Annotated in this window: 23 protein-coding genes, 1 tRNA gene and 1 pseudogene; 13 read left to right on the forward strand and 12 right to left on the reverse strand. The window is 48.1% G+C overall.

Going from position 1 to position 25,959, the window contains the following annotated elements:
- Positions 1-8: 8 nt before the first annotated feature.
- The 4 genes from BGO59_RS19780 (at position 9) to BGO59_RS19795 (ending at position 2,954) form a co-directional block, all read left to right on the forward strand.
- Complete coding sequence (locus BGO59_RS19780; RefSeq protein ID WP_293685965.1) at positions 9-521, forward strand: 3-deoxy-D-manno-octulosonate 8-phosphate phosphatase; 513 nt, start codon at positions 9-11, stop codon at positions 519-521.
- Positions 522-560: 39 nt separating this feature from the next.
- The gene (gene bioA / locus BGO59_RS19785) at positions 561-1,832 is read left to right on the forward strand and encodes an adenosylmethionine--8-amino-7-oxononanoate transaminase (RefSeq protein WP_293685967.1); all 1,272 of its coding nucleotides are present in this window, start codon (positions 561-563) and stop codon (positions 1,830-1,832) included.
- Positions 1,833-1,880: 48 nt separating this feature from the next.
- Positions 1,881-1,953, forward strand: a tRNA-Gly gene (locus BGO59_RS19790).
- 311 nt (positions 1,954-2,264) lie between these two features.
- Positions 2,265-2,954, forward strand: coding sequence for a DNA/RNA non-specific endonuclease (locus tag BGO59_RS19795; protein WP_293685968.1), 690 nt, complete (start codon positions 2,265-2,267; stop codon positions 2,952-2,954).
- 35 nt (positions 2,955-2,989) lie between these two features.
- Here the strand turns inward: BGO59_RS19795 and BGO59_RS19800 are convergent, their stop codons facing one another.
- The 7 genes from BGO59_RS19800 to BGO59_RS19830 all read right to left on the reverse strand — a co-directional run bounded on the left by BGO59_RS19800 (position 2,990) and on the right by BGO59_RS19830 (position 9,385).
- Positions 2,990-3,904, reverse strand: coding sequence for a hypothetical protein (locus BGO59_RS19800; protein WP_293685970.1), 915 nt, complete (start codon positions 3,902-3,904; stop codon positions 2,990-2,992).
- Between the two features lie 2 nt (positions 3,905-3,906).
- Positions 3,907-4,458 carry a hypothetical protein gene (locus BGO59_RS19805; RefSeq protein ID WP_293685972.1) on the reverse strand — a complete coding sequence of 184 codons (552 nt, stop codon included), beginning with the start codon at positions 4,456-4,458 and terminating at the stop codon, positions 3,907-3,909.
- Positions 4,459-4,713: 255 nt separating this feature from the next.
- Positions 4,714-4,890: a hypothetical protein gene (locus BGO59_RS19810; protein WP_293685974.1), complete on the reverse strand. Its 177-nt coding sequence runs from the start codon at positions 4,888-4,890 to the stop codon at positions 4,714-4,716.
- Positions 4,891-4,905: 15 nt separating this feature from the next.
- The gene (locus BGO59_RS19815) at positions 4,906-6,192 is read right to left on the reverse strand and encodes a Y-family DNA polymerase (RefSeq protein ID WP_293685976.1); all 1,287 of its coding nucleotides are present in this window, start codon (positions 6,190-6,192) and stop codon (positions 4,906-4,908) included.
- The gene (umuD, locus tag BGO59_RS19820; protein ID WP_293685978.1) at positions 6,176-6,652 is read right to left on the reverse strand and encodes a translesion error-prone DNA polymerase V autoproteolytic subunit; all 477 of its coding nucleotides are present in this window, start codon (positions 6,650-6,652) and stop codon (positions 6,176-6,178) included. Before umuD ends, BGO59_RS19815 begins: the two co-directional genes overlap by 17 nt.
- Positions 6,653-7,310: 658 nt before the next feature.
- Positions 7,311-8,516, reverse strand: a complete 1,206-nt coding sequence (locus tag BGO59_RS19825) for a hypothetical protein (RefSeq protein WP_365981911.1) — start codon at positions 8,514-8,516, stop codon at positions 7,311-7,313.
- A 599-nt stretch (positions 8,517-9,115) separates the two neighbouring features.
- A complete protein-coding gene (locus tag BGO59_RS19830; protein WP_293685982.1) occupies positions 9,116-9,385 on the reverse strand; it encodes a hypothetical protein in 270 nt (89 codons plus the stop codon).
- A 197-nt stretch (positions 9,386-9,582) separates the two neighbouring features.
- On the opposite strand from BGO59_RS19830, the gene BGO59_RS19835 reads away from it, so the two are divergent.
- The 7 genes and pseudogenes from BGO59_RS19835 to BGO59_RS19865 all read left to right on the forward strand — a co-directional run bounded on the left by BGO59_RS19835 (position 9,583) and on the right by BGO59_RS19865 (position 19,092).
- Positions 9,583-9,960, forward strand: a complete 378-nt coding sequence (locus BGO59_RS19835) for a helix-turn-helix domain-containing protein (protein ID WP_293685984.1) — start codon at positions 9,583-9,585, stop codon at positions 9,958-9,960.
- 12 nt (positions 9,961-9,972) lie between these two features.
- A pseudogene (gene istA, locus BGO59_RS19840) lies at positions 9,973-11,136 on the forward strand (IS21 family transposase); the annotation flags it as partial.
- Positions 11,137-11,154: 18 nt separating this feature from the next.
- Positions 11,155-11,904: an IS21-like element helper ATPase IstB gene (gene istB, locus BGO59_RS19845; RefSeq protein WP_293685986.1), complete on the forward strand. Its 750-nt coding sequence runs from the start codon at positions 11,155-11,157 to the stop codon at positions 11,902-11,904.
- 275 nt (positions 11,905-12,179) lie between these two features.
- Positions 12,180-15,392: a SusC/RagA family TonB-linked outer membrane protein gene (locus BGO59_RS19850; protein ID WP_293685988.1), complete on the forward strand. Its 3,213-nt coding sequence runs from the start codon at positions 12,180-12,182 to the stop codon at positions 15,390-15,392.
- 35 nt (positions 15,393-15,427) lie between these two features.
- Positions 15,428-16,879: a SusD/RagB family nutrient-binding outer membrane lipoprotein gene (locus BGO59_RS19855; protein WP_293685990.1), complete on the forward strand. Its 1,452-nt coding sequence runs from the start codon at positions 15,428-15,430 to the stop codon at positions 16,877-16,879.
- A 10-nt stretch (positions 16,880-16,889) separates the two neighbouring features.
- Positions 16,890-18,242: a sodium:solute symporter gene (locus BGO59_RS19860; protein ID WP_293685992.1), complete on the forward strand. Its 1,353-nt coding sequence runs from the start codon at positions 16,890-16,892 to the stop codon at positions 18,240-18,242.
- Positions 18,235-19,092, forward strand: a complete 858-nt coding sequence (locus tag BGO59_RS19865) for a metallophosphoesterase family protein (protein ID WP_293685994.1) — start codon at positions 18,235-18,237, stop codon at positions 19,090-19,092. Before BGO59_RS19860 ends, BGO59_RS19865 begins: the two co-directional genes overlap by 8 nt.
- Positions 19,093-19,419: 327 nt before the next feature.
- Here BGO59_RS19865 and BGO59_RS19870 read toward each other — a convergent pair whose 3' ends face one another.
- Positions 19,420-19,806, reverse strand: a complete 387-nt coding sequence (locus tag BGO59_RS19870) for a helix-turn-helix domain-containing protein (protein WP_293685996.1) — start codon at positions 19,804-19,806, stop codon at positions 19,420-19,422.
- Positions 19,807-19,947: 141 nt separating this feature from the next.
- Between BGO59_RS19870 and BGO59_RS19875 the strand changes: the two genes are divergently transcribed.
- Both BGO59_RS19875 and BGO59_RS19880 read left to right on the forward strand, forming a co-directional pair.
- Positions 19,948-20,739: an SDR family oxidoreductase gene (locus tag BGO59_RS19875; RefSeq protein WP_293685998.1), complete on the forward strand. Its 792-nt coding sequence runs from the start codon at positions 19,948-19,950 to the stop codon at positions 20,737-20,739.
- Between the two features lie 20 nt (positions 20,740-20,759).
- Entirely contained in the window at positions 20,760-21,083 is a 324-nt protein-coding gene (locus BGO59_RS19880; RefSeq protein WP_293686000.1) for a nuclear transport factor 2 family protein, read from the forward strand.
- Positions 21,084-21,556: 473 nt separating this feature from the next.
- On the opposite strand, the gene BGO59_RS19885 is transcribed toward BGO59_RS19880, so the two are convergent.
- The 4 genes from BGO59_RS19885 to BGO59_RS19900 are packed head-to-tail and all read right to left on the reverse strand — an operon-like array spanning position 21,557 to position 25,926.
- Positions 21,557-22,195, reverse strand: a complete 639-nt coding sequence (locus BGO59_RS19885) for a DUF6134 family protein (protein WP_293686002.1) — start codon at positions 22,193-22,195, stop codon at positions 21,557-21,559.
- A complete protein-coding gene (locus BGO59_RS19890) occupies positions 22,195-23,742 on the reverse strand; it encodes a 4Fe-4S dicluster domain-containing protein (protein WP_293686004.1) in 1,548 nt (515 codons plus the stop codon). Before BGO59_RS19890 ends, BGO59_RS19885 begins: the two co-directional genes overlap by 1 nt.
- Positions 23,743-23,754: 12 nt before the next feature.
- Positions 23,755-25,143 carry an FAD-dependent oxidoreductase gene (locus BGO59_RS19895; protein ID WP_293686006.1) on the reverse strand — a complete coding sequence of 463 codons (1,389 nt, stop codon included), beginning with the start codon at positions 25,141-25,143 and terminating at the stop codon, positions 23,755-23,757.
- Positions 25,144-25,164: 21 nt separating this feature from the next.
- Positions 25,165-25,926 (reverse strand): DUF547 domain-containing protein, encoded by a 762-nt coding sequence (locus BGO59_RS19900; RefSeq protein ID WP_293686008.1) that lies wholly within the window; start codon positions 25,924-25,926, stop codon positions 25,165-25,167.
- Positions 25,927-25,959: the final 33 nt, after the last annotated feature.

Consider the following 25,959-nt stretch of genomic DNA (forward strand, 5'->3'; position numbering starts at 1 on the left):
CTTGCAGCATGGCAGCTATACAGGATCGCTTTACACACATCAAAACGTTTATCTTCGATGTCGACGGTGTATTGACCGACGGCAGTGTTCATCTGCTGGCATCGGGCGAACGCTTTCGTACGGTTAATATTCGGGATACCTACGCCATCGAGCAGGCCCTGAAAGCTGGCTTTCGGGTTGGTATCTTATCTTCCTCCAATGCTGATGGCGTTCGGAACTGGCTAACGAATATGAATGTAAAAGACATTTTTATGGGTGGCCCCTCCGATCAGAAAGTAAACGCCTACCTCGGCTATATTGCCCGCGACGGTCTGAACGAATCGGAAATTCTCTACATGGGCGACGACCTTCCAGATTATACTATTCTCAATCGCCCAGACGTATTGAGCGCCTGTCCAGCCGATGCGGTCGATGTGGTTCAGGCCATCTGCAAGTACATATCGCCCAAGATGGGCGGAGGAGGAGCCGTTCGGGACGTTATTGAACAGGTAATGCGCGCACAGGGCAAGTGGCCTTTCTGATCTTACTGCCGATATATCACTACTATTCAACGTATTCCAATGAATGATTTAGCAGAACGCGACCGGGCTGTGATCTGGCATCCGTTCACGCAAATGCAAACGGCTCCCGCTCCCATAGCTATTGCAAGTGGCAAAGGCTCTGTACTTTACGGACCAGATGGTCGCGAGTATCTGGACATGATCTCGTCGTGGTGGGTCAACCTGTACGGGCATGCCCATCCCTACATTGCTCAACGGGTGGCCGAGCAGCTTCAAACACTTGAGCACGTCATTTTTGCCGATTTCACGCACGAACCAGCAGTTGAACTGGCCGAACGCCTACTGGCTATTTTACCCAAAAATCAGAAGCGGGTTTTCTATTCCGACAACGGCTCAACAGCCGTTGAAGTAGCCTTGAAAATGGCGTTCCAATACTGGCATAACCTGGGCAAAACCCGTCGAAAGGTAGTGGCGCTGGAGAATGCCTATCATGGCGACACATTTGGTGCGATGGCGGTTGGCGGTCGCAGTGCCTTTACAGCCCCATTTGCGCCTTTTCTGTTCGATGTCGATTACCTACCTACCCCAATACCCGGCCAGGAAACCGATGTGTTGCAACAGGCCGAAGCTTTATTTACAGACGACACGGCGGCTTTTATTGTTGAACCCCTGGTACAAGGCGCAGGGGGTATGATTATGTATAAGCCCGAAGTACTCGACAACTTAATCAGGATGGCACGTCGTCGAGGTATATTGATCATTGCCGATGAGGTCATGACAGGCTTTGGCCGCACAGGTCGCCTGTTTGCTTCTGATCATTTGGCGGAAAAACCCGACCTGATGTGTTTATCCAAAGGGTTGACGGGCGGCACCATGGCTTTAAGTATAACCACCTGTACAAAAGCTATTTACGAAGCCTTCCTATCGACCGACAAACATAAGACACTTTTCCACGGGCACTCATACACAGCTAACCCCGTAGCCTGTGCAGCTGCCCTAGCCAGTATGGACCTGCTACTATCGACCGAAACCCAGCAGGCGATTCAGCGAATTACCCAGAAGCACAGCGAGTTCGCTAAGAAACTAGCCGCCTATTCAACGGTTGAAAACATCCGGCAACAGGGTACTTTACTTGCCTTCGATTTGAAGGCAGGCGAGCAAACATCATACTTCAATAGCATTCGGGATGTGGCCTATACGTTTCTGCTTGAACGGGGTATTTTGATGCGCCCGCTGGGTAATGTTTTATACCTGATGCCGCCTTATTGCACGACAAACGAGCAGTTAGATCATACATATACGACAATTAAAGAACTACTCCATACGCTTTAGTGATACCTCTTGACATTCTGGTTTTAAACACACATTTTTGTGGTATAAGCGGGAATAGCTCAGTTGGTAGAGCGGCAGCTTCCCAAGCTGCAGGTCGCGAGTTCGAACCTCGTTTCCCGCTCACCCATAAATAGCATGATAATTAGCCGGTTAGCAGCAATGTTAATCGGCTTTTTTCATGACAAGGTGTAGGGCGGTTTGCACTACGGTTTGCATTTTTGGGTTGAGGCTTCATCAGCTTAATTCTCAACGGTTAATTATATGAAATCCTACTTTCGCATTTATTCAGCGTTTTTTCTTCTATTTATCCTTACTCAGTGTAAAGAACCGTCCGTTACAGCTCCGAACGATACCACACCGACAAGAGACAATAACATGGCGCTAGGTAATCCTGATGGAGCAAAGACGTCAGAATCCAGTCCCAACGGTTAATTGATTGTTCGCTCTACCTATTCGCTTTCCTATAACAATTCTACAGGTATAGCCAACTGGTCTAGCTGGCACCTGTCGTCAGCCTGGAAGGGGCTGGCTTCGCGTTATACCGGGAACTTCATTCCTGACCAGACTTTACCTACCAGCTTCTTTCAGGCGAAGCACAGCGATTATACCAATACAGGTTTTGATCGTGGGCACCTCTGCCCATCGGATGACAGGGATAGCACAGCCGAGGAAAACAGGACTACATTTATTCTAACCAACATTGTCCCCCAAGCACCGCAACTTAACCGGCAGGCATGGTTACGGCTAGAAGAATACTGCCGGAACCTGGTAGCTCAGGGAAATGAACTCTATATAATTGCCGGAACCTATGGCAAAGGTGGTGAAGGAGATAACGGTAAGGTGAATAGTATAGCCAGTGGTAAACTAACTGTTCCTACTGTGCTCTGGAAGGTGATTGTGGTACTGCCAGTAGGTTCGGACGACTTAAACCGTATCAACGCGCAGACGCGAGTTATTGCGGTTTGGATGGGCAATACGAATGCGGTGGGTGAGCAGTCGTGGGGACTTAACCGGATTAGTGTCGATAAAGTCGAGAAGCAAACGGGGTATGATCTTCTGTCGAATCTGTCGGAGAGTGTGCAGAAGATGATTGAAGCTAGTGTGGATAAGATCAAAGTTTAAAAACAAAAATATCCAGCGACTAACCTGTCAATAGATTACTCATTTAAAGGTTTTATACCAAGTAGTCGATATTTTGTTTTTTCTACACCTGATTTAAGGATTATTTTAAAAGTTCTTAAGTGAAACTCGCAAAAAGTATTTGAAAGCTTATTATATTCTATCAATTGCCATTCACTTAATTCGTCATCGATAGATCCGAAAATTTTTTTCCCATCTTGAAGCACGAATTCAAACTTCTTAGAATCAAGTAAGATTCCCTTAAAAATTCCCTTTAGAAAATCTTCACTTTCATCCTTAATTATTAGGGCCACTCTTTCATAAGCGTCGGCGATTTTATCTTTGGACAGCTCAATAAAAAGCTCTCCACTCTCCATTTTTAAAATGGATTTCTCTTCAACGATTCCCCGGAGGAATTTTTTCAAGTTTACTAAATCATTTTGTGTCGTTTTCTCAAGTATAGACTCAAAGCTTTCATCACTTGTTGAGTCTGATATTAAATTCATTACATCTTTTATTCCCCTTGAAACATCAACACTATCAAATAGTCCATTTGTCTCCATCTGACTCAACTCTACGCCAAAAGACCCACGTGGAAGTGCTGTGACAAATAAATCTGTACTTTTACTTCTTAATATTTTCTCACCTCTTCGAGCCCTACCTCCTCTTATTTTGGAAGTCTTCGACTTAACCAATTCCTGAAATGGGGGGATAGTTTTACTAACAAAACTAGCCTTTATTCCTTGAGAGCCGCTTACTGCTTCCCCACTAAAAAGAAGTTGAACTTTCGGCTCAAAAGACTCTGTTGGCAACGAGTCTAACTCTTGTCTTAATGTTTCAATCCGTTCAGCTAACCCAAAAGACATCAGGGGATGGTCTCCAACCATGTCCAGTAGCCTTTGTGTTTCGACTATCTGAGCTTTTATACTTTGTTTTCTTCTGTAAAGGCTCATGATTATATCGAATTTAAATAGTCAAGCGCAGCTTGGTCATCAAAAGGGGTATTAAGCTCAATTCTTACCATACCCTTCCATAGCCCTAAACGGGTGTGGGTGAATAACTGTATCCAATACCTTGTGTGTTCAACTGTAACTTCAGGTTTAAAGCAATAATCTACAGGGTAATGGTCAAGAAGGAAGTTTTTTTTTGATAAAACAGAAGATCTAAATTCAGGGAAACTATGAATTATTAAACTAAATTGGTGGGTAGTCAATAAACCGTGAAATGTTACAATATCTAAGTCTCTGGGTGCTCTAGTTTCCAGCGTTTCTATATCTTGCATAAAGCTTCCACCTAGCCATTGAAAGCCCTCAATAATACCTAAGTTAGTCATATTTCGCCGAAACTCAACAAGATTTTTCAAAATTTGAACCCTGTTTGGAGACGTACCAAACTTCTGACAAATCTCTAGAATTGAGCTGCTATAAGGCGATAAGTGAGATGGTTCTGTTGGATCACCTAGATGAGGAGGCAAAACATAGTTGTGATCAAAGTCTGGTATTGGCATTTTATTATGATTAACTTTTCATGGATAGATACTAGTTACGAGTGTAAGTTTTTATTAATAATGTGTGAATAAAGGTAGTTTACAAAGCCTTAAGTCAAGGCGTAATTGTTTTAAAGAAGTGTCAATTTTTTATGATCATGAAGGCTGTGTCACCTAGAAAGTAAAAAACAACTTGTCTATACTGATGTCAGTCCGAGGGGAAAAACCCCGTTTTTAATACCGTCCTTTCCCCGTTTTATTATGCTCTCATCAGGGTCATTCATCAGTCTGGCTAATAACCTCAAACTTATCCTGTACCAGCGCCTGATTACAGATTTCAATCTGCTGTTGAATATGCTCTCGTGAGCGTTTATCATCGGCCGGTAGCTGGATAAGCGCCTTGCTTAATTCATCCTTTCTGGCCCATACCTGAGCGCGTTCATTTCGATTCATCGTATATATCTGGTTTTATTTAACGATTAGAATGTCCTGCCACCGAGTCGTATAGCAGGGAGATAGAAACTTTGGCTTCATCGGCCATTCAGGAGCATGCATCTGGGACGCTAGCCTAAGCGTATCCTTCCCATAGCGGTAATTTAGTTTGTCTACCACATTCGCCAGCTTCAATGATTTTTCATTGGGCCCTTCAACAAATAACCCCTTCTGCCGGTAATCGGCAGGTACCAGGTCGGTCAGCATAATACCAACCCGCAGGTAGTGATAACCGAAAGAGAAAATCTCTTTCAGAGCCGCCGAAGCATATTGCAGCAGTTCAGCGGTTGAGCTGGTTGGATGTGGTAAGCGGACGGTTCGGGAATTACTAAACTGTTTACTGGGTAGCCCATTACCTGGTGTTTTGCGGTTGGGGTCAGTACGTAAATAAACAATCAAGCAACCCGCTAATGAATCCTGTTTACGGAGCTTTTCGCAGATTCTCGACAGATGAAACGTTAACGCATCCTGAACCTGCTCGAAGCTGGGCGTTACCTGGCCAAAACCGGGTTCTGTACAGATGCTTTTTCTGGCTGGTGGATTTACTTCCAGTAGTTTGCAGGGCTTACCACGTAATTCATAGACCAGCCTGACTCCGTTGACCGTCATCTGCTGCCTGATCCAGTCATCAGGTACGTCCCGTAGTTGAGCCGCTGTGCGTATGTCGAACTTCTTCAGTTTACTAGCCGATCTGTGCCCAACTCCCCAGATGTCTTCAACAGGAAACGCCTGCAAGGCTTCACCAATCTTATCCGGTGTATCCAGCACACAGACGCCCTGATAGGCTGGATTTTGCTTAGCTAGTCGATTGGCTATTTTCGATAAGGTCTTCGTTGGACCGAAGCCGATGCTCACGGGCAGCCGTAACCACTGCTTGATCTTCACACGGATGGTCTCCCCTAAACCCTGATAGGATGGGTAGTACTGATTATAGCTATCATCGACCAGTAGAAACGCTTCATCAATGCTATAGACCTCCACGTCTTCCACAAACTTGGCCAGGCAACTCATTAACCGGGCCGATACATCGCCATAAAGCACATAATTACTACTGAACACAGCAATATTATGCTGTGCTACCATCTCTTTCATCTCAAAGAAGTAGCCTGCCATGTTGATGCCTAACGCCTTAGCCTCCGCATTGCGGGCAATCACATTACCGTCTCGATTAGACAAAACGATAATGGGCCTGCCTTCCAGAGCAGGGTTAAAGCTGCGCTCCACCGAGCAGTAAAACGAGTTGGCATCAACGAGGGCGTACATACTTCGGTGGCTTGGAAATGATGTAAGTCACAACGCCCAGCACTTCGAGACGTTCCTGTTTAGTCAGGTAGATAGGAGCATAGGCTGAATTACTAGATTCGAGTTTAACCCGTTTCTCTTCTTCGACGTATCGTTTTACGCACCAGTTGCCGTCAATACTAACCACGATGATCCTGCCCGTAACAGGCTCCAGCGTAGAATCAACAACCAGGATTGAGCCTGGAAAAATGTAATCGCCCGTCATCGAATCGCCACTGGCTTTGACAAAGTGGGTCATGTCGGGATGGGCCACACACAGGTCTTGCAGGTTCAGTCTGGCTTCGATATAATTTTCGGCAGGAGAAGCGAACCCGGCTTTTACCGTAGAGCTGTATAAAGGGATGAGTTTTCTGCGGGAGGTATCAACTCGGTAGATATTTTCGGGGGGAACGGGGTCAATAGTATCTAGTAGTTTAGTCATCGAATTACCCAGATTAATCACTAAACTGCTATGTTATGAATTTGTTATATACAATACAAGTCAAACATATCAATTGGCTGGCTTTATCGCTGTTTTTTAGTTTGCAGTATACTATAATCAGTAATCCCCCAGGTATCGGATCATGTTGACAGTTTGAAGCTTAGAGGATTTTTCGGTTTCTTCTGCCTTTTCCGTGTTAATAGAGGGGAAGCGCCCCCCTCTCCTCTTTTTTTTATAAATGCTAATTGGTGACTCACAAGGAAGAATCAATTGCCTTAAATTGATCTCAGTTATTTCTAAAACGGGCACTCGTCTACCCTACAAAACCTACAAAAGGGGTACTTATTCTACTTGTTCAACTTAAATCGTGCGAAAAAGGGGGTATGGGGCCTTTTTACAAAGGCGTTTTCGGCTCCTGCTGTACCCTGTACATAAAATTTGTAAAAAGGTGATTGTCGAGGGGAGTTTTTTAACTTTTTTAACTCAGCACAGCCTATAAAAGGCGTTTTCAAGTAAAAAGCCCAGCTTAATAGGCCGGGCTCTATTCTTACGGACTAGCACTGGAGAAAGTGTTAATAAGACGATGGAGACGCCCCCAAAAGTCACAAGCGAAAAAAAGATTGTTTTTAGACCTGCACTTTCTACACTTCCTACACGCTTACTTTTGTTTCAAGAGCTGGTTAAGTAGCCGTTTTAATTCAGCCTGCTCTTGCTTGACAATCTGTAGCTCCTGTTGCTGTGCTTGAATCGTCTTGTCCTGTTGAATGCTGTACAGGGTTAATTCCTCTACTTTTTCTAACAGGGTTGCATTCATCTTGACCAGGTCAATACCCTCTTTGGCTATCTGTTCGGCTGAGGGTATGCCTGGCAGGTGTTTGTATTGATCAATATAAGCAGCAACTGACGATAGGGAACGTAGCTGGTAGGATGGACTAAACACGTTATCGCTCCACTCACTTGGGTTGTTGATACGAAGTTGGTACCGAGCTTTGATTACTTCTCCTGTTTCACTCACCGTCAGGAATTGGTCAGTAGTTCGGGTCGTTGGGCTGGAAGCCGTTAGATTCGTTAAGGTTAGGCCGCTGGTATTCGGCGATTGGCTAACCACTTCCAGGCGATTTACGGGAGCTGAGGTGCCAATGCCTACGTTAACCTGATTGCCCAAAATGAGCGCATTACTGGCGGCTACCCGGCTGTTGGCGCCAATGGCAATAGCGTTTTGCAGGCCATCGTCGGCTTGACTATTATAACCCATCAGCACGTTGTCATTGCCATCGGTTATGGCCGTTCCCGAGTTGGGGCCAATTATTATATTATTGCTGCCAGTAGTTATGTTGTATCCTGTTCGATAACCTAAAAACGTATTGGAAGCTCCGGTTGAATTATAGCCTGCTTGATAACCAATGAAGGTGTTGGCTGAGGCCGTTGTACTATTTATACCCGAGCTAGTGCCTACAAAAGTATTCTGTTGCCCTGTTGTATTGGAAGAGCCCGCAGAGCCTCCAAAAAAAGCATTTGCACTACCAGTTGTGTTGGAGGTACCAGCAACATAACCGGTAAACGTATTAAATGAGCCTGTCGTTGTCGTGAAACCGGCCATTGCTCCCATAAAGGCATTATTGGCCCCTGTTGTATTGTGATTTCCGGCTTGATACCCAACAAAAGCATTAGAATACCCTGTTGTGTTATAAACACCTGCCTCATTACCAAAAAATGAGTTCCATTTGCCAGTTGTATTCGAATAACCAGCTTGATACCCGACGAAAGCGTTGTCGGTACCTGAGCTATTGCTATAGCCCGATTTTGATCCAATAAACACATTTCCAAAAACGGTATTACTGAATCCCGCAGAGTCCCCAATCATAATATTATACCGCCCCGTTTTATTACTAAAACCCGACTGGATACCTATATTGATATTTGAATTACCATATTGATTGGAATAACCAGCTTGTCTCCCTATGGACACATTGTAAGCGCTAAAGAGATTATTTTCACCAGCCTGATGACCCAAGAAAATATTGTTATAACCACCCCAATTTTGCAAACCTGAATTATTCCCAATGAAAATATTGTAATCACCATACCTATTATTAGCTGCCGCCCGATAGCCCATGAAAATATTATTATTTCCTTCAAAAGTGCTAGCCCCAGCCTCAGTACCCAATATGGTATTATTGTTCCCAGAGAAATCAGTCCTATTGCTAGCGCCAGGCCCGACAAACGTATTGTTTTGTCCAGGTGTAATGGAATTGGGCGTATTAACTATGTAATTATTTTGGGCTACCAGAGGGTAACTTAACAGCATTGAAAGCAGATAAAAGATTTTCTTCATAGTGTAGAAACCGATCGAATTGTTTTAATAAACATTGCCGCTAATGTAGCATAAATAATCCCAAACCAACAAAAAACGCTGGCTCACCTGGAGCCAGCGTTCTTGTCTATACTCAGCATATTACAGCCTTAATTCAACCGTCTGACATGGTTGTAATGCTCAGTCGAAAAAGCGATCTCGTACTGACTGATACGCTGTTTAAGCAGCATCACCGTTTCTTCCAGCGCCGTTGCTTTACGTTCGTTTAGACTGGTTATCTGCTCCTCAGCTTCGATCTGCTTGCGGCTACAGTGGACCATTTCCCGTAAGAGCGTCGCTACTTCCTGCAGTTCAATAATCCACTGCCGAAGCAGGTCTACATCGTCACAATCATAAGGGTTTCCGGTGGCTGGTTTCATTAGCTCTAAGAGGATAAGGAGGATATGTGGAGATTTCGGAGATAGAGACCATCTGATTTCGCTACAAACTGACCACTCGATTCCGCGACTAATTGACCAGGTGATTTCGGCCTAAACTGACCACCTCGTCTTGATGAAAAGCTGGCTGTAGAAGTACCCATACTTTTGGAAGATGAACTACCAACTTCCAAACCTGTATGGCTAACTCGACAATCAGCATGAGCAAGATTCGACACATCTTTCGGCTATTTAGCCAGGGACGTAGCAAACTCTCCATCGCCACCCAAATTGGTGTTTCCCGGAACACTGTCAAGCGCTATTTGACCGCCCTGGCCGCTAGTGGACTTACCTATGCGGATATCCGTACCCTAACAGATAAGGATCTGGAAGACTTATTCGGCAAGACCCCAGAACCCAAGCCTGATCCACGCTTGACTATTCTGCAAGAGTATCTTCCTCAGGTCGATAAAGAACTCAAACGAAAGGGAGTCACTCGACTCATGTTGTGGGAAGCCTACCGCAATGACCATTCCGATGGCTTTCACTACACCCAGTTCTGTTTTTACTATAACTAATGGAAGGCTCGGGTACAACCCGTGATGCATCTGGATCATAAAGCAGGCGACAAACTGTTTGTCGATTTCGCGGGTGTTAAGTTGAGTCTAGTCGATTTAACAACGGGGGAAGAAAAGCCCGTTGAAGTCTTCATCGCCATTCTAGGCGCTAGTCAACTGACCTATGTGCAAGCGGTAATGAGTCAGCAAAAAGAAGATTTCATTGCGGCTTGCGAAAACGCGCTGCACTATTGTGGGGGTGTACCAGCCGCCATCGTTCCCGACAATCTCAAAGCGGCCGTCACCAAAAGCAGTCGTTTTGAACCGACGCTCAATGAGACGTTTGCCGACTTTGCCGATCACTACGGCACTACTATTTTACCCACCCGAGCTTATCGACCACGGGATAAAGCCCTGGTCGAAGGGGCGGTCAAGATTGTCTATAATCGGATCTATGCACCGCTACGAAAACAGCGCTTTCACTCATTACCCGAGCTCAATGAGGCTATACTAGCTCTCTTAGAGCAACATAATAGCCGACCCATGAAAGGGCGTAACTATAGTCGTCGGCTTCAATTTGACGAAGTTGAACGCGAAGCACTCGCACCTTTACCCCTGCTACGCTACGAGTTCAAAAAGCAATCCCATGCCACAGTGATGAAAAATGGGCATGTGTGTTTAGGGGCTGATAAGCACTATTATAGTGTACCCTATCGCTACGTTGGCCGAAAGGTCAAACTGCTTTATTCCAGCTCTACGGTGGAGATTTTTGTCCGCTATCAACGCGTGGCCCTACATCGACGGCAATATCGTCCCTACAGTTACACCACCGACAAAGAACATCTGGCCGCTACTCATCGCTTCGTAACGGATTGGTCGCCCGAGCGTTTTGTCGACTGGGCGGCTGATATCCACGAGGATGTGCGGCTCTACATCCTCAAAGTGATGGAACGTCGTCAGCACCCTGAACAGGCCTATCGCTCCTGTATGGGCATCCTGAGTCTGGCCAGTAAAGTAGGCAAAGAGCGGCTCACCAACGCCTGTCGGCGGGCGTTAGGCTTCGGCCTCTACAACTACAAAACCATCCAGGCCATCTTGGAAAAGGGAATGGATAACTATGATGAAGACGAACTTCTAGCTGAACAACCTACCATGCCTACTCACGAGAACATCCGTGGAGAGAACTACTATCAATAACCCTAAATCAATGCCCCAATGAACAACAATAGCTTAGAGAAAATGCGTAAAATGAAGATGTTTGGCATGTTCCAGGCCTTCAAAACTAGTCTGGAAAGTGGCCAGCCCATCGGGTATACGATTGATGAGATGATCGCCTATCTGATTGAAGCTGAATGGGATGATCGACAGAATCGGCGGATCGAACGCCAGATTGTCAATGCCCGTTTCCGCTATAAAGCCTCTATTGAGGAACTCTCTTACCAAACGGAACGGAATCTGGACCGCAATCAATTGTTACGGTTAGCCGACTGCAACTTCATCAAACGCAATGAAACGTTGCTGGTTACGGGTAGTACCGGCATTGGCAAAAGCTATATCGCATCGGCGTTAGGTCATCAAGCCTGCATTCTGGGCTATCGGGTCCTGTATGCCAGTACGCCTAAACTATTTGCTCGGCTAAAAATGGCCAAAGCCGATGGATCGTATTTGAAAGAGTTAACTCGAATCGAGCGTCAACAACTACTGATTCTGGACGACTTCGGACTTCAACCGTTTGATGCCCAGAGTCGGGCTGCGTTAATGGAAATCATCGAAGATCGGCATGGCAAGAGTTCGACCATTATCACCTCTCAACTAACGGTCAGCAAATGGCATGAAGTGATTGGGGAAAAAACCATTGCCGATGCGATCCTGGATCGGCTGGTACATGATGCGCATCGGCTGGAGTTGACCGGCGAATCCATGCGCCGGAAACGGAAACCGCACGTAGAAATCAGTTATCAATAAAGGGAAAATAACCGTAGTTTTACCACCGCTTCTACAGCCTCTTTTCGCGGGTCGATTGCGAGTCAACTAGGTGGTCAATTTGCTACGGAATCGCCTGGTCACTATCTCCGAAATACACATGTAGCAGCTTCAATATTGTCAAATAAAGCTTCTTCATCAGGTGTAAACCGGCTCTGGGTTTCGCTGATCATTGATTAATTCATTTGCTAAAACATCCACCTCTCTTATTACCTCGTATATGCTTAATAGTTAATTTCTACTTTAATTCCCGTTCTATGCGGTTATTACTACTCATTGCCTTTATTCCCTTATTCTCAGTTATTGCGTCTGCCCAGAAACTTACCGGACAGGTTGTTGACCAAGCATTGCATCAACCAATTGTAGGTGCCACTGTACAGGTAAAACGCACGCAGGCTGGCACGCTCACCAGTTCTTTGGGCACGTTTACCCTCTCCAACCTACAACCAGCCGACGTCCTGACATTTTCTTACCTTGGCTACCAGACGCAGGAAGTTACTTACACGGGGCAAACCAGTTTGGCTATTGAACTAGTTGCGGGGGTTTCCCTTAATGAAGTAGTTGTCACGGCTCTTGGGCTGGAGCGCAACGCCCGAAGTCTGGGTTATGCTATTCAGAAAGTTGATGGTCGGCAGGTTAGCGACGTAAAAGCCCCCAATTTTCTCGACAATTTATCGGGTAAGGTGGCGGGGGTGATGGTTACGGGCGGATCAACAGGTGTTGGAGCATCGTCGCGTATTACCATTCGGGGCGAATCGTCGTTCACCAACAACAATCCTCTTTTTGTGGTCGATGGTATAGTTATTAATAACGCTACGGTAGTGAACCGGGTCGATGACGATGCCAACGGGTTTCAGGAAATCGATTTTGGTAACGGTGCAATGGAAATCAATCCTGACGACGTAGCAGCGGTATCGGTACTGAAAGGGCCTGGTGCAGCCGCCCTCTACGGCACCCGAGCGTCTAACGGAGTTATCCTGATTACGACTAAAGATGGATCATCACAGAAAGGTATTGGCGTGAGTTTCAACAGTACGTTTTATACCGAGCGGCCGTTTCAACTGCCTCGCTTCCAAAATCTTTATGGGCAGGGTAACAGTGGAGCCTTCAAGTATGTTAACGGGTTAGGTGGGGGTATCAACGATAATATATCGTACAGCTATGGTCCTAAACTTGACGCGGGACTGCTGATTCAGCAGTACGATAGTCCCGTGAATCTGCCCGATGGCCGGGTGGTGCGCGGAGCCGACACACGGGTATATAGTGGCTTACCCATCACCCCAACGCCCTTTGTATCGCACCCTGATAACCTCAAAAATTTCTACGAAACAGGTCACACTGCCATAAACAACCTGGCTATTTCCGGTAGCTACGACAAGGGCAGTTATCGATTATCATACACCGATCTGAATAGTCAGTCAACTATTCCGGGTGTCGATCTGAAACGAAAAACACTGGCGGCCCGGCTTCAGTTTGAGCCCATCAAACGGCTGAAATTCAGCTCTTCGCTCAATTATATCAATACCGGGAGCGACAATCGCCCAGCTACCAAATACGGTTCAGAAAACATCAACTACGCCTTAAGTGCCTGGCTGGGCCGACAAACCGATGTGAACCCGATGAAGCAGTACTGGCAACCTGGGCTGGAGGGTATCCAGCAGTTTTCGTATAACTACACCTACTTCGACAATCCGTATTTCACGCTCTACGAAAACCGTAACTCGTTCAACCGCGACCGGCTCATTGGCAATCTTGCTGTGACGGGCGAGCTGGCTACCAACCTGACGCTGATGGTACGTAGCGGTATGGATTATTCTAGCGAAAACCGTCAGTTTCGCAGGGCATTCAGCAGCAACCGTTTCAAGAATGGTGCCTATGCCGAAAACGCTGTTTTTTTTCGGGAAATTAACACTGACTTTTTGCTGAATTACACCCGTAGCCTGGGTGCGCTCTCGCTCGATTTGTCAGCGGGGGGCAACCGCATGGATCAACTGGCATCGTTCGATCAGTTTCAGGCGCTGACGCTGGCGCAGCCGGGTGTATTTAAGCTCACCAACGCAGCCTCTCCAGTGGAGGCCTACCAGCAGAGCGCCCGAAAGCGTATCAACAGCCTGTATGCGCTGGCTAAGCTGAGTTACAAGGACGTACTATTTATGGACATAACGGGCCGAAACGACTGGTCTAGTTCACTAGCTACGCCAACTTCGACGGCAAATACCTCCTTCTTTTATCCGTCGGTATCAACAAGCTGGGTGCTGTCCAATCAGTTTCAACTGCCTGCGGTTGTGTCGTTTGCCAAAGTACGAGCCAGCGTGGCCAATGTCGGCAACGATACCAGTCCTTACCAGACGACGGGCGTATACAATGCCCGCAATCCGGTATTTTCGCAACCCGCCTTTAGCGCACAGAGTACAATTGCCAATACCAACCTGAAACCGGAATCAATCACCTCGTTTGAGGTGGGGGCTGATGTGCGATTCCTGAACGATCGACTCGGCGTCGACCTGACGTACTACGATGCCCGCACTCGTAACCAGATTTTATCGTTGCCCATCGCTATCCCAACCGGCTACAGCGAACGGGTCATCAATGGCGGTGAAGTACGCTCGCAGGGCATTGAAGCTGTGGTAACGGCCGCTCCCATTCAGACAAGCCGCGTCCGATGGAACGTCAGCCTGAATTTCAGCCGTAACCGGACCTACGTAGTGTCGCTGCCCGAAGAGGCCGGTACACTAACACTTGGATACAATCGAATCTACGACAATGTGAACCAAACCGTCTGGTATCAGGTACGGCAGGGCGATCGGATGGGCGATATGTGGGGCACAGGCTACCTACGTAATGCTCAGGGCGAATTTATAGTGGGCAGCAATGGACAATATATTGCCGACAACACCTTGAAGAAGCTGGGTAACTATAACCCCGATTTCATGATAGGCCTGTCGAACCAGCTTAGCGTTGGGAACTGGAACATGGGGTTCCTGCTCGACTGGCGGCAGGGTGGCATCCTTGTATCGCGTACACTGGCTCTGGCGGGTGTAGCGGGGCAACTGATTGAAACGGCCAATCGTCCTGATGCGGGAATCGTAGCTAAAGGCGTAGTAAACACGGGCACAACGGATAATCCGAACTACCAGCCTAATACCGTCGCCATTCCGGCCGAAACCTACTACCGGATGTACTATGACCGGAACAATGAGGAAAATAACACCTACAATGCCTCGTATGTTAAGCTGCGGGAAATGAGCATCGGCTATACCCTGCCCGAAACGGCGGGCCTTGCCCGTAAACTGCATATGCAGCGGCTGACGATAGCCCTGGTGGGCCGTAACCTGATGGCCCTGTCGCACATTCCTCACTTCGACCCCGAACAGACGTCGTTCCAGCAAAATCAACTTCAAACGGGTGTCGAGGACATGACCTACCCCTCGTCGCGTAACATAGGGGTGAAACTAAGCGTAAATTTTTAAGTCCGGCCACGGCATGGGGCTCAAACCAACTAATCATGAAACGGCTTTTATATAGTACTCTCCTGCTACTTACGCTAACCAGTCTGCTGCCCGGCTGTACGGAAAACTTTCAGGAAATCAACACCAACCCAAACGCGCCGGTCGATGTGCAGCCGTCGCTGCTATTTCGCAAGATTTTATTCGATTACGGCGAGCAGATGTCCTACGAGGCCTTTGTAGCGGGCAACCTGCTGGGGCAGTATTTTACGGCCATCGACTTCAACCTGTTTGACCGGCACAGCCTCAGCGAACCGCAGTATGGCGGCAACCCCTGGCCATTCATCTACACAAACCTGCGCGACAACGAAATACTGCTGCAGAAAGCCCGCGCCAACGTAGCGTTCGGTGTTTATGAAGGTCCAGCTCTGATCATGAAAGCGTACATGGCGGCTGCCCTCACGGATCTCTACGGCGACGTACCTTATAGCGAGGCTTTGCAGGGTAAAGAGGGCGTAATAACACCCGCTTACGACACGCAGGAAGCCATTTACACAGCTGCAGGTGGTATACTCGACAACCTCGACAAGGGCATTGCCTCCATCAACAATTATAAAGGAGCCACCACTCTCGACGGTGATATTCTTTACAATGGCAACCGCAGCAAGTGGATCTTATTTGCCAATTCACTCAAGATCAAAGCTCTGATGCGCATCTCGGGCAAAGTAAACGTAAAGGACGCGTTGCAGAAAGTAGTGACAGAGGGCAACTTCATCAAGGCCAATACCGACAACGCCGTGTATCGGTTCTCACTCACGCAGCCTAACAATTTCCGTATGTCGACGGCCCGCATCGGGGACTTTAACCTGTTTATTATGTCGCTGACCAGTCAGGAACTGCTCACCAGCCTCAACGATCCGCGTGTTGGGGTGTATTTCCGGCCCACTGCGGCTAAACCCGGCACCTACAAAGGCTTGCTCAACGGTCCTGATGCCTCGAAGCTGTCGATTTCCGTAGCCGACTATTCGCTGACAGGAACCATTTTTCGGGAGGAGTCGGATAAGCTGAATGCCAATTACATGACGGCTCACGAAACGAGTTTCTGGCTGGCCGAAGCTGCTGCGCGAGGGCTGGTGTCCGCTTCGGCAAAGGAGTGGTATGAGCGGGGGGTTACTCAGGCTTTTGCCTACTGGCTTACAGCGCTGCCAGCGGATTACCTGACCAGTAGCAAGGTCGCCTATGGGCAGAATGGTCAAGACCCGATCGAGCAGATTTTGACCCAAAAATGGCTGGGCAACATCAACAATGCCTACGAAGGCTGGACCGAGTACCGCCGAACAGGTTTCCCGCGACTGAAACCTATTTCGGCCAGCCTCAACAACGGGCTGATTCCCGTTCGAATGCCCTACCCCGGAACCGAGAGTGCACTGAACGCAGTTCAGTACAAAAAAGCTGCCGACAAAACCCAGAACAACAGCATTAACATTCCCGTTTGGTGGGCTACCCGCTAATCATTTCTACATGACCACAACCCTGTTGCAATGGGCGCTGGTGCTGGCTTCCAGCATTACGTTATTTCTCGTGTCGCCCCTGGCTCGTACTGCCCCTGAATTTTTTAGGGGCACCCGCAATGAGCGAACGCCCAACACCGTATTCCTGACGAGTAGCCTGGTTATTTCGTGGTTATTTGCCAAGTCGATTACCAATGCCGCTAACCTTGGCCACAGTTTCGGACTGGTGGGAGGTGTGGCCTATGCAGGCTATTACCTGTCGTTTCTGGTGGCTGGGTTTGTGATTGTATCGATGCGTAACAAGGGCGGATACCGAAGCATTCACCAATTTCTGGAATCGAAATTTGGCGCTAGTGCGGTGGTGGTCTTTACACTCCTGATCATAATCCGGCTCTACAACGAAATCTGGTCGAACACCATCGTGATCGGCTCGTACTTCGGAGTACAGGGCTCGACCGATTACTACGTGGCCATTCTGGTGTTTACACTGCTCACACTGGCCTATACACTCAAAGGCGGCATGAGTAGTTCGATTATGACCGACGTAATTCAGCTGTCGCTCTTTGTGGTGCTCCTAACGGTGATTCTGGGTTTTATTCTACCGCATTATGGAGGGAGCCTGAAACCTTTTGTCAGTAGCGGCCGCTGGGAGTTGAATCAGGGGGTCGATTTGCTACTGGTGGCGCTGGTGCAGTGTTTCAGTTACCCCTTCCACGACCCCGTACTGACCGACCGGGGATTTATCTCCGACACGCGTACCACACGCAGGGCTTATATCTGGGCAGCCGTCATTGGCTCGCTCTGTATCATCTTTTTCAGCTTCGTCGGGATCTTTGCTAAACTCAATAGTCTGACGGGCGAAGCACCGGTGGCCGTAGCGCGGTATTTTGGCGTGCCGATGCTTCTGCTCATGAACCTCATTATGGTAACCTCAGCCTCGTCGACGCTCGACTCGGCCATGGCGTCGTTCTCCAAACTCATCAGTATCGACTTGAGCCGGGCCGCTGTGCCGAGCGTTACCAGAGGGCGCTGGGCGATGGTCGTACTGACGGTGTTGGGTACTATTCCCGTCTTTTTCGACCCAGCTATTCTGTCAGCTACAACCATCAGCGGTACGTTGGTGCTTGGTCTGGCTCCCGTTTTTTTGTGCTGGAACGTTCGGGTGCCGCGCCTGGCGTTTCATCTGTCGGTGGTGGGCGGGCTGCTGCTGGGTGGTTTGCTGACATTTTTCCCTTTGTCCGAATCCCTCCGGCTGGGCGATGGTAAGTATGGATCGCTGCTTAGCGTAAACCTGATCACTACGGCCTTCTGCTTTCTCGTTTTCGCAGGCAGTGCCTTGTTTCAACCCAAAAGCCATGACTGATACGAATCGCTCTGATAACCAGGACCTCGGTATACGTAGCGGCAAACTGCTTGTGTTTGGAGGGCCTTATTCCAATTTACAGGCGCTGGAATCCCTCAGAACAATTGCCAACCAGCTTCAGATTCTCCCTCACAACATCATCTGTACGGGCGATATTGTCGGCTACTGCGCCCAGCCTGAGGAGTCGGTACAGTTCGTAAAAAATTGGGGCATTCAGGCCATTCAGGGCAACGTAGAGCAGAATATTATTCGGGGCGATGATGACTGCGGTTGTAACTTCACGGAAGGCGGTCGGTGTGATCTGTTCTCCCGCACCTGGTTTCCGTATGCGGTTCAGACGCTTTCGACGAAATCCGTCGACTGGCTGCGTACGTTGCCGCTTCAACTATCTTTTCGGTACGCGGATAAGTCGGTAAACGTATTGCACGGAGCCGCCACCGGCATCGCTGATTTTGTGTTCGCATCGACGCCCTGGTCGGTGAAAGAAAAAACTTTTGCGGCTACCGGAGCCGACGTAGTACTGGCCGGTCACGCCGGACTACCCTTTGCCGACAAGCACGTGTCTGATGCTGGTATCGACCATTACTGGCTCAACGCAGGCGTCATCGGGATGCCGGCCAATGACGGGACGCCCCGCGTGTGGTACCTGCTGCTCGACGACACGGATGGTTTGTTTACGTATAGCTTTCACGCCTTCACCTACGACAACCTGGCGGCCCATCAACTGATGATGACCAATCAACTCCCAGAATCCTACGCTCAGACACTCTTGACGGGCATCTGGGACAACTGCGAGATTTTGCCAGACGCCGAGAAGGCGCTACAGGGCCGCGCCATTACGTTGCATTAGAACGATAAAAGCGGGTGATTAGGCAGTTTTTCCGTTTCGTACCGGCACGCCGGCGCGGGGCAGCGGCCTACCGCCAGGCGGCCCTGCGTAAAATCCGTCACCAGGCTACAATGCATCATTAACTTAACCAGTAGCACGAAAATGCTACGTTGATTAGTGATCGGACCGCCGAAGCGGATGGCAATTTGAGATTGCAGCCAACTTCTATAAACAGCGTGTTGAGATTGTTCATGCTGTCTCGGAGAAACAGGCGTTTCTTGAAACAAGTAATAAACGACTATATAGCTTAAAATTTTGCGCTTTGGTAGGTTACCGTTGATAAACAGTTTAACTAAGTAGGGGTACGGCCAAATCAGAACGTACAGCTTGTTTTAAAATCACATTCCGCAAACGGTCTTCGTGTTCATCACCCCATTGCCCTAGTGCGGCAATCACGGGGATTAACGTCTTACCAAATTCGGTAAGGCTGTATTCTACTTTTGGCGGTAAAACGGGATAAATTTTTCTCGTAACCAGTTCGTGTTCTTCCAACTCGTTCAACTGCATATTCAAAACCCGGCGGGAAGCATCGGGGATTTTGCGTTGCAGTTCGCTTGGGCGTTTATGACCGACATGGATAAACCACAGCAAACGGATTTTCCATTTGCCGTAAAGGACTTCACCGATCAGGTCAAGTCCACAATTTAAGTTTGGTGTTGTTTTTCTCTCATACATAAAACAAAATTATACGTATGTCCCAGTTGGTACAATAGGGGATAAATTTATCCCTATATGAATCGTAATACCGTACTTGTCCCCACTTCTTTTATACGCCACTTTTGCCCTATAGTTAATTATCAAAAGTAGGGCAATACAATGGACCAGTTTAATTTCAACAATGAGTTATCAGGCAAGATTGCCTTGGTAACAGGAGGGACAAAAGGAGCCGGAAGAGCCATTGCAGAAAGGCTTTTACAGGCTGGAGCAACGGTTATTATTACGGCAAGAAACGCACCGGAAAAAGAAAACAGCCAGTTCCATTTCATTCCCTCCGATTTAAGTAAGGCAGAAGGATCACAAAAAGTAATCAGCGAGGTGCTATTAACTTATGGGAGGCTAGATATCCTGGTCAACAACCTCGGTGGATCATCTACGCCTGCTGGGGGTTTTGTCGCATTATCGGATGACGATTGGGAATCAACGCTACAGGCTAATCTACTGGCTGCTGTCCGACTGGACAGAGGATTTCTGCCAAAGATGATCGAGCAAAAAAGTGGTGTCATCATTCACATTGCTTCGATCCAGGGCATATTGCCGCTTTACGATTCAACTTTGCCGTATGCAGCGGCCAAAGCCGGATTGAGAAACTACAGTAAAAGTTTATCCAATGAAGTTTCCCCCAAGGGTGTTCGGGTGCTGACTGTTTCGCCGGGATGGATCAATACAACGGCATCAGGAGCCTGGCTGGGCGAAATTGCAAGAAACGCGAATAGTACGGTAGAAGAAGCGCAACAACGTGTCATGGATGCATTGGGGGGAATACCCTTCGGAAGACCGGCAGAACCCGGAGAAGTTGCAGAATTTGTCGGCTTTTTGGTTTCTCCAAGAGCAAGTTACCTCACAGGGACAGAATATGTCATTGACGGTGGAACTGTACCCACTATTTAACAACCTAACAAAGAAAAAGAATGAACTTACCGAAAGTACTAACCGATTTAGTCGAAACGCAAAACCGCTTTGATAGCGTTGGGTATGCCAATTGTTTCTCTGAAACAGCCATTGTTTTTGATGAAGGAAAAACGCACAATGGAAGAACAGAAATAAAACATTGGATCGCCGATTCGAACGAGCGATACAAGGCTACCATGAAGCCTGTGGGCTTTGAAGAAAAAGAAACGGAAAGCCTTTTGAAAGCAGAAACTTCAGGAAATTTCGAAGGAAGCCCTATTGTATTAACCTATCATCTAGAGATAGCTAATGAATTGATCCAGTCATTGAAAATTACGGGATAACTGGGAATGGTTAATTTTAGGCATTCCCAAAGGAACGGCTAAAACTAGTCGTTCCTTTTCTGCCCATAACAACAAGAAAAGTAGATAAAGAATACTGGACTGGCTATCTTTAACTGGACACTACCTGAAACGATTGTACCGGAGTGTTCCGAAGGTACTACGTCCCGTGTGATACTCAATTCGTCAGCGGAATTTTTGATGCACCCTTTAGCTAGGGATAGATCTTTTGCCAACTTTTTAAATTTCACCAGGGCTGCCTCCAATGGAACTGATTCGCCTTGAATCAGTTGACCTCGATCTATATGACTTTAATCTCCTTTGCTACTACTTTAAGATTATTGCCTAAGTGGTGCCCGCCACGTTGGTCTGTATGGCAAATCGCTCCGTTCGTGCTGCATGGAATTTAGTAGTAAGTGACGGATTTTGAACGAAAAGGCAAAACTACCCGTGATTTTGTCCTAGCATCTTAGTCTTCATTTCCTTATGGGACGGATAATGAAGTTTTTCAGCGGGTTTTTCTTGATAATTTTCACCAACTGCCCGTTCTCGTAGTGGTATTCGTCTTCCCGGTCATTCAACGTTGCCTGATACGTACCTTTTATGGGTGAAGTCAGGGTAAAGTAATCGCCGAAATACTCCGAATACGCCCGGTTTCGGTTCGTTGGCTCCGAGAAGAACATATCGGTTACCGTATAATCGATAAGCCGGGTTTCAGTGCCCTTGTGCGTGTATTTATACTGATCAGCCGTTATCTCGTAATGATCGCCTTTCCACTCCGTTCGGGAAGAGAAATTGCCCTTATTGGTGTGGGCGTCAACGGTTGATCGAATCAATTTCCCCTGTTGAACCAGGCTAACGACTTTGTAGTAGATTTTGACTTTGTAAACCAGAAAATTGACTTTCACATCACTAATCAGCGTATACACCACGCTTTGCTTATCGCGTTGCTGCCGGTTAGCGGTCATCGTACCGACTTTAATTCCAGCCACTTCAATCGCATATTGTTTCGTATGGGCCGTATCGACAGGCGTAGTTTGTCCGTAACCAGTCCACGATAATCCCATTAATACGATAAGGCCAGTAAGCCAGTTTCGAAAGCGATTTACGTTCATTATTGAATGCGAAAACTGTTGTTTCCCAGTACTATTGGACCGGGATCGGTACGTCGGCTGGTGGTCGAATCGTTTTCCAGATTCAAAACACCCCGTGGGCAAACAGCCGAACAAATACCACAGCCCACACAGGACGAACGTACAATATCCTGGCCTCGTTGCGCGTACCAGCGCACATCGATACCCATTTCGCAGTAGGTCGAGCAGTTGCCGCACGAAATGCATTGACCGCCATTTGTCGTGATACGGAACCGGGATTTAAACCGCTGAACCAGTCCCAAATAAGCGGCCAATGGACAGCCAAATCGACACCAGACCCGGCTTCCGAAAACGGGATAGAACCCGGTGCCCAGTACCCCGGCAAAAACAGCCCCAATGGCGGACCCATAAGCCGAGCGGATGCCGTAGGAATCCAGAAACCCAAACACCGAAGGCTGTCCACTCCAGTATGTGTAGAGTACCATTGCCGTCATCACAACGGCGAAGACGAGTACCGAATGCACGACGATCCGTTCCAGTTTCCAGACCCCCAATCGTTTGTCAGATAGTTGTCGGTAGGGATCACCCAGGGTTTCGGCCAGTCCTCCGCAGCCACATACCCACGAGCAGTACCACCGTTTGCCGAAAAAATAGGTCAGTATCGGTACGCCCAATACCCAGAGAGCCGTTCCCCAGACGAGCAGAAAGATACCAAACGTACCGGCCTTGATTTTTTCGTCGATTCGGTAATCAAAATAAAAACTATAGTCCAGTGGCCACATGTTTTTTAAATCCTGCGCGGGCTGATGAAAAAAAGCCAGCAGTTCGGGAACCAGAAACGCAAAGACCGTCTGGAAAAACATCACCGAAAGCGTACGGAACTGTTGGTAACGGCTGTGTCGATATTTAATCAACATCCGCACACCCATTACCAGTATCACCAGGGTGTACAACGTACCATACACGAACCATTGGCTGGCAGGGCCACCGTTCAGCAGCTGGCTCAGCGGATCGAACAGCAGCACCCAGTTGGTCATGTACTCCGGGAAGAAATAGAGGAGGATGTAGAATCCAATCAGAAAGCCACACACGACAACGCCAATCCAGCCCCGGTTCGTAGCCGGATCATGGTAGATGTCATTGTTTTTTATACCGGGTAACGCCCGCTGTTCTGGCAAGATGTACAGTAAGGCTCCACCCATGCACAGTAGCAAAATCAGCCAGAAGAAAAGGCCGCTATTATCCGGAAAAAAACCAGTGCTGGCGGCCTTCGTAACCGGAAAGGCGTAATCCTGGACAAGCCGATTGGTCTCGTTACGGCGTTTGAAGCCTTCATTGAGCTGGGCGATAGCAGCCCGATAATCCCCAACAAAACTGAACGACGACGCATACACCTTGCCCTGCATGGAAGCCGTTGCCATACGGACATCCGCCAACTGTTCTTTCTGGATTGTTTCGCTCAACACCTTATCCGTCAGTACGTATCGACTGAGGGGAAGGATAGCCACAAACAGCGCAAATCCAATCAGGAATGCGGTGAGACCAATACGTTGTCCGGTAGTTCGCATAATGATAACGGATTAGTGCGTTGCTGAAAATAACCGATGAAACCAACCTTTCCGGCGGTCCGGCGATCCGGCGGGTGCGTGCCCGGTCAGCTGGTCGGTAAAGGATTCCGAAAATTCCGGGTTGAAATCGGCCTGCCGTAACTGACTCACTACGGTCGCAAATGGTGTCCGATCCTGAATCCAACGGTCGCAGACAGCCTGACGTAAGCGAATTCCCAACGCATGGATGCCGACAACGGATTGATCCGTTTTTCGGTAGTTGATTCGTAGGCACTGTTCGCCAGACGGGTGCTCCCAGTAATACGTTTGTTCGTCGTCGGTAAGCTGGGCGTTCAGGGTGCCATAGGTCTGGTATTCAATATCGAAGAACTTGGCCGAGTTGAAAAAGGCACCTGGTCGGTAGGCCGTCCGGGAACCGCAGAGCGTTCGGGCCAGAGTTTCGCCGTGCATCCGGCCCGTATACCAGATTTGTTCGATGGGTTTGCGCAGGGCTCCGTCGGTACCCAATATAGGTTGCCGAAACTCGTTGCAATCGCCGATGGCGTACACGTCGGCTACGTTGGTTTCAAAATATTCGTTGACCAGAACCCCTTTCCCGAGTTCAACGCCCGAATTTTTCAGGAATGCTACGTTGGGCGTAACACCGATTCCCAATCCCACGAACTGGCAGGGAATCTCTTCGCCTGTCTTCGTCACAACCGCCCTCACCCGGCCCGTCGGATCTGCCGAACGTGGCCCGGCCTGGCGTGGCCCGGTCTGGCGCGACCCGGCCAGAATTTCCTTGAGTTCGGTTTCAAGCCGCAGATCGACACCGTGCCGGAGCAAATGACGACCAACCAGTTTACCTTCTTCGGCGGGTAGCGTGGAACTCCAGTAGTGCGGATCGCGGACAAGCATCGTTACGTCAATGTGTCGGGAACGAAGCATTTCGGCCAGCTCAACACCAATAAGCCCCCCGCCAACCACAACGGCCCGTTCGATGTTTTTGGTGAATTGCTCCATCCGTTCCAAATCGGGCAGCCCATACAAACCCTGCACACCAGATGCGCTCAGACCGGGCCAGTCGACCGTAGTAGATACCGAGCCAGTAGCCAGCACCAGTGCGTCGTAGTCGAGCCATTGCCCATCGGCCAGCCTGATTCGCTTCGCCGACGTATCGACCTGTTCGACATAGCCACGTAGCAGATCGATGCGATTTTTGGCCCAGAACCCGTCTTCATAGGGCTTGGTATGCGCATAGGTCATGTGCCCCATATAGATGTACATGAGCGCAGTACGCGAGTAAAAATGATCAGACTCAGCCGAAATGACCGTGATACGTACCGTTGAATCCTGCTGCCGAACATGCCGGGCGGTTGTGATACCGGCAATACCGTTTCCGATAATGATCAGGTGCTTCATGACTGCCCGTTTCTGGTGGGATTACTGCTCGTTGAGATTCCAGTTGTAGTCCAGAAACTCGATATCGGTCTTGTCTGAAATTTTCGTGTTGGAATATTTATTGACCCACTTCACCACCGACTGCCCATTTTTGGTCCAGTCGCCCTTGTACCAGTTGAAGTAATTCGACAGTTGGGCTTCGTCTTTGCTGATTTTATTCTTGGACGGATTATTCAGAAAATCGCGCCCCTGATCGTCCATCTGCGCATCTAGTTTATCCGCCATATAAGCCTCATTCCGAAGTCGGGGGCATGAAATGGATGCACAAACCAAGGTAAAGTGGATACGGGGGTCGTTAAATTTTTTACGCAGGATGCCGTGTTCAATGTTGTCGAGGCTCATTTTATCGCCACCAATTGTAAAGAACTTGGCTGCCCAGGGGGTTGTCACAAAGGGAATCTTGATTTTTGAGCCAATATCCTTGATACTTTTTACGGGATAATGATCGAGAATGAGCCGAATGGTGTACGCGTTGTAGGCGTTTATCCAGTAGGCCATTTGCTCATTTTTGCTCCATGAAGCAGCCGGTGGATTTTTGCTGAGCATTGCCAGGTACTCATTGAATACTTTTTCCTCCGACTTGAAGCCTTTATAATTGACCAGACCTTTTTCATTGACGTATTTTTTCAGCAGTCGATCATAGGCACTGTGATCAACAGGCGCTACCGCTGGCTCTGTGAAAGCTGTGGTGAGTAAGCATAGCAAACCAAACAGGACGAATATATACGTAGGGTGCGTTTTCATGATGAGATTTAAATTTTCTACAATCAGATATAC

This window comes from Spirosoma sp. 48-14 (assembly GCF_001898575.1).
Taxonomy (GTDB): Bacteria; Bacteroidota; Bacteroidia; order Cytophagales; family Spirosomataceae; genus Spirosoma.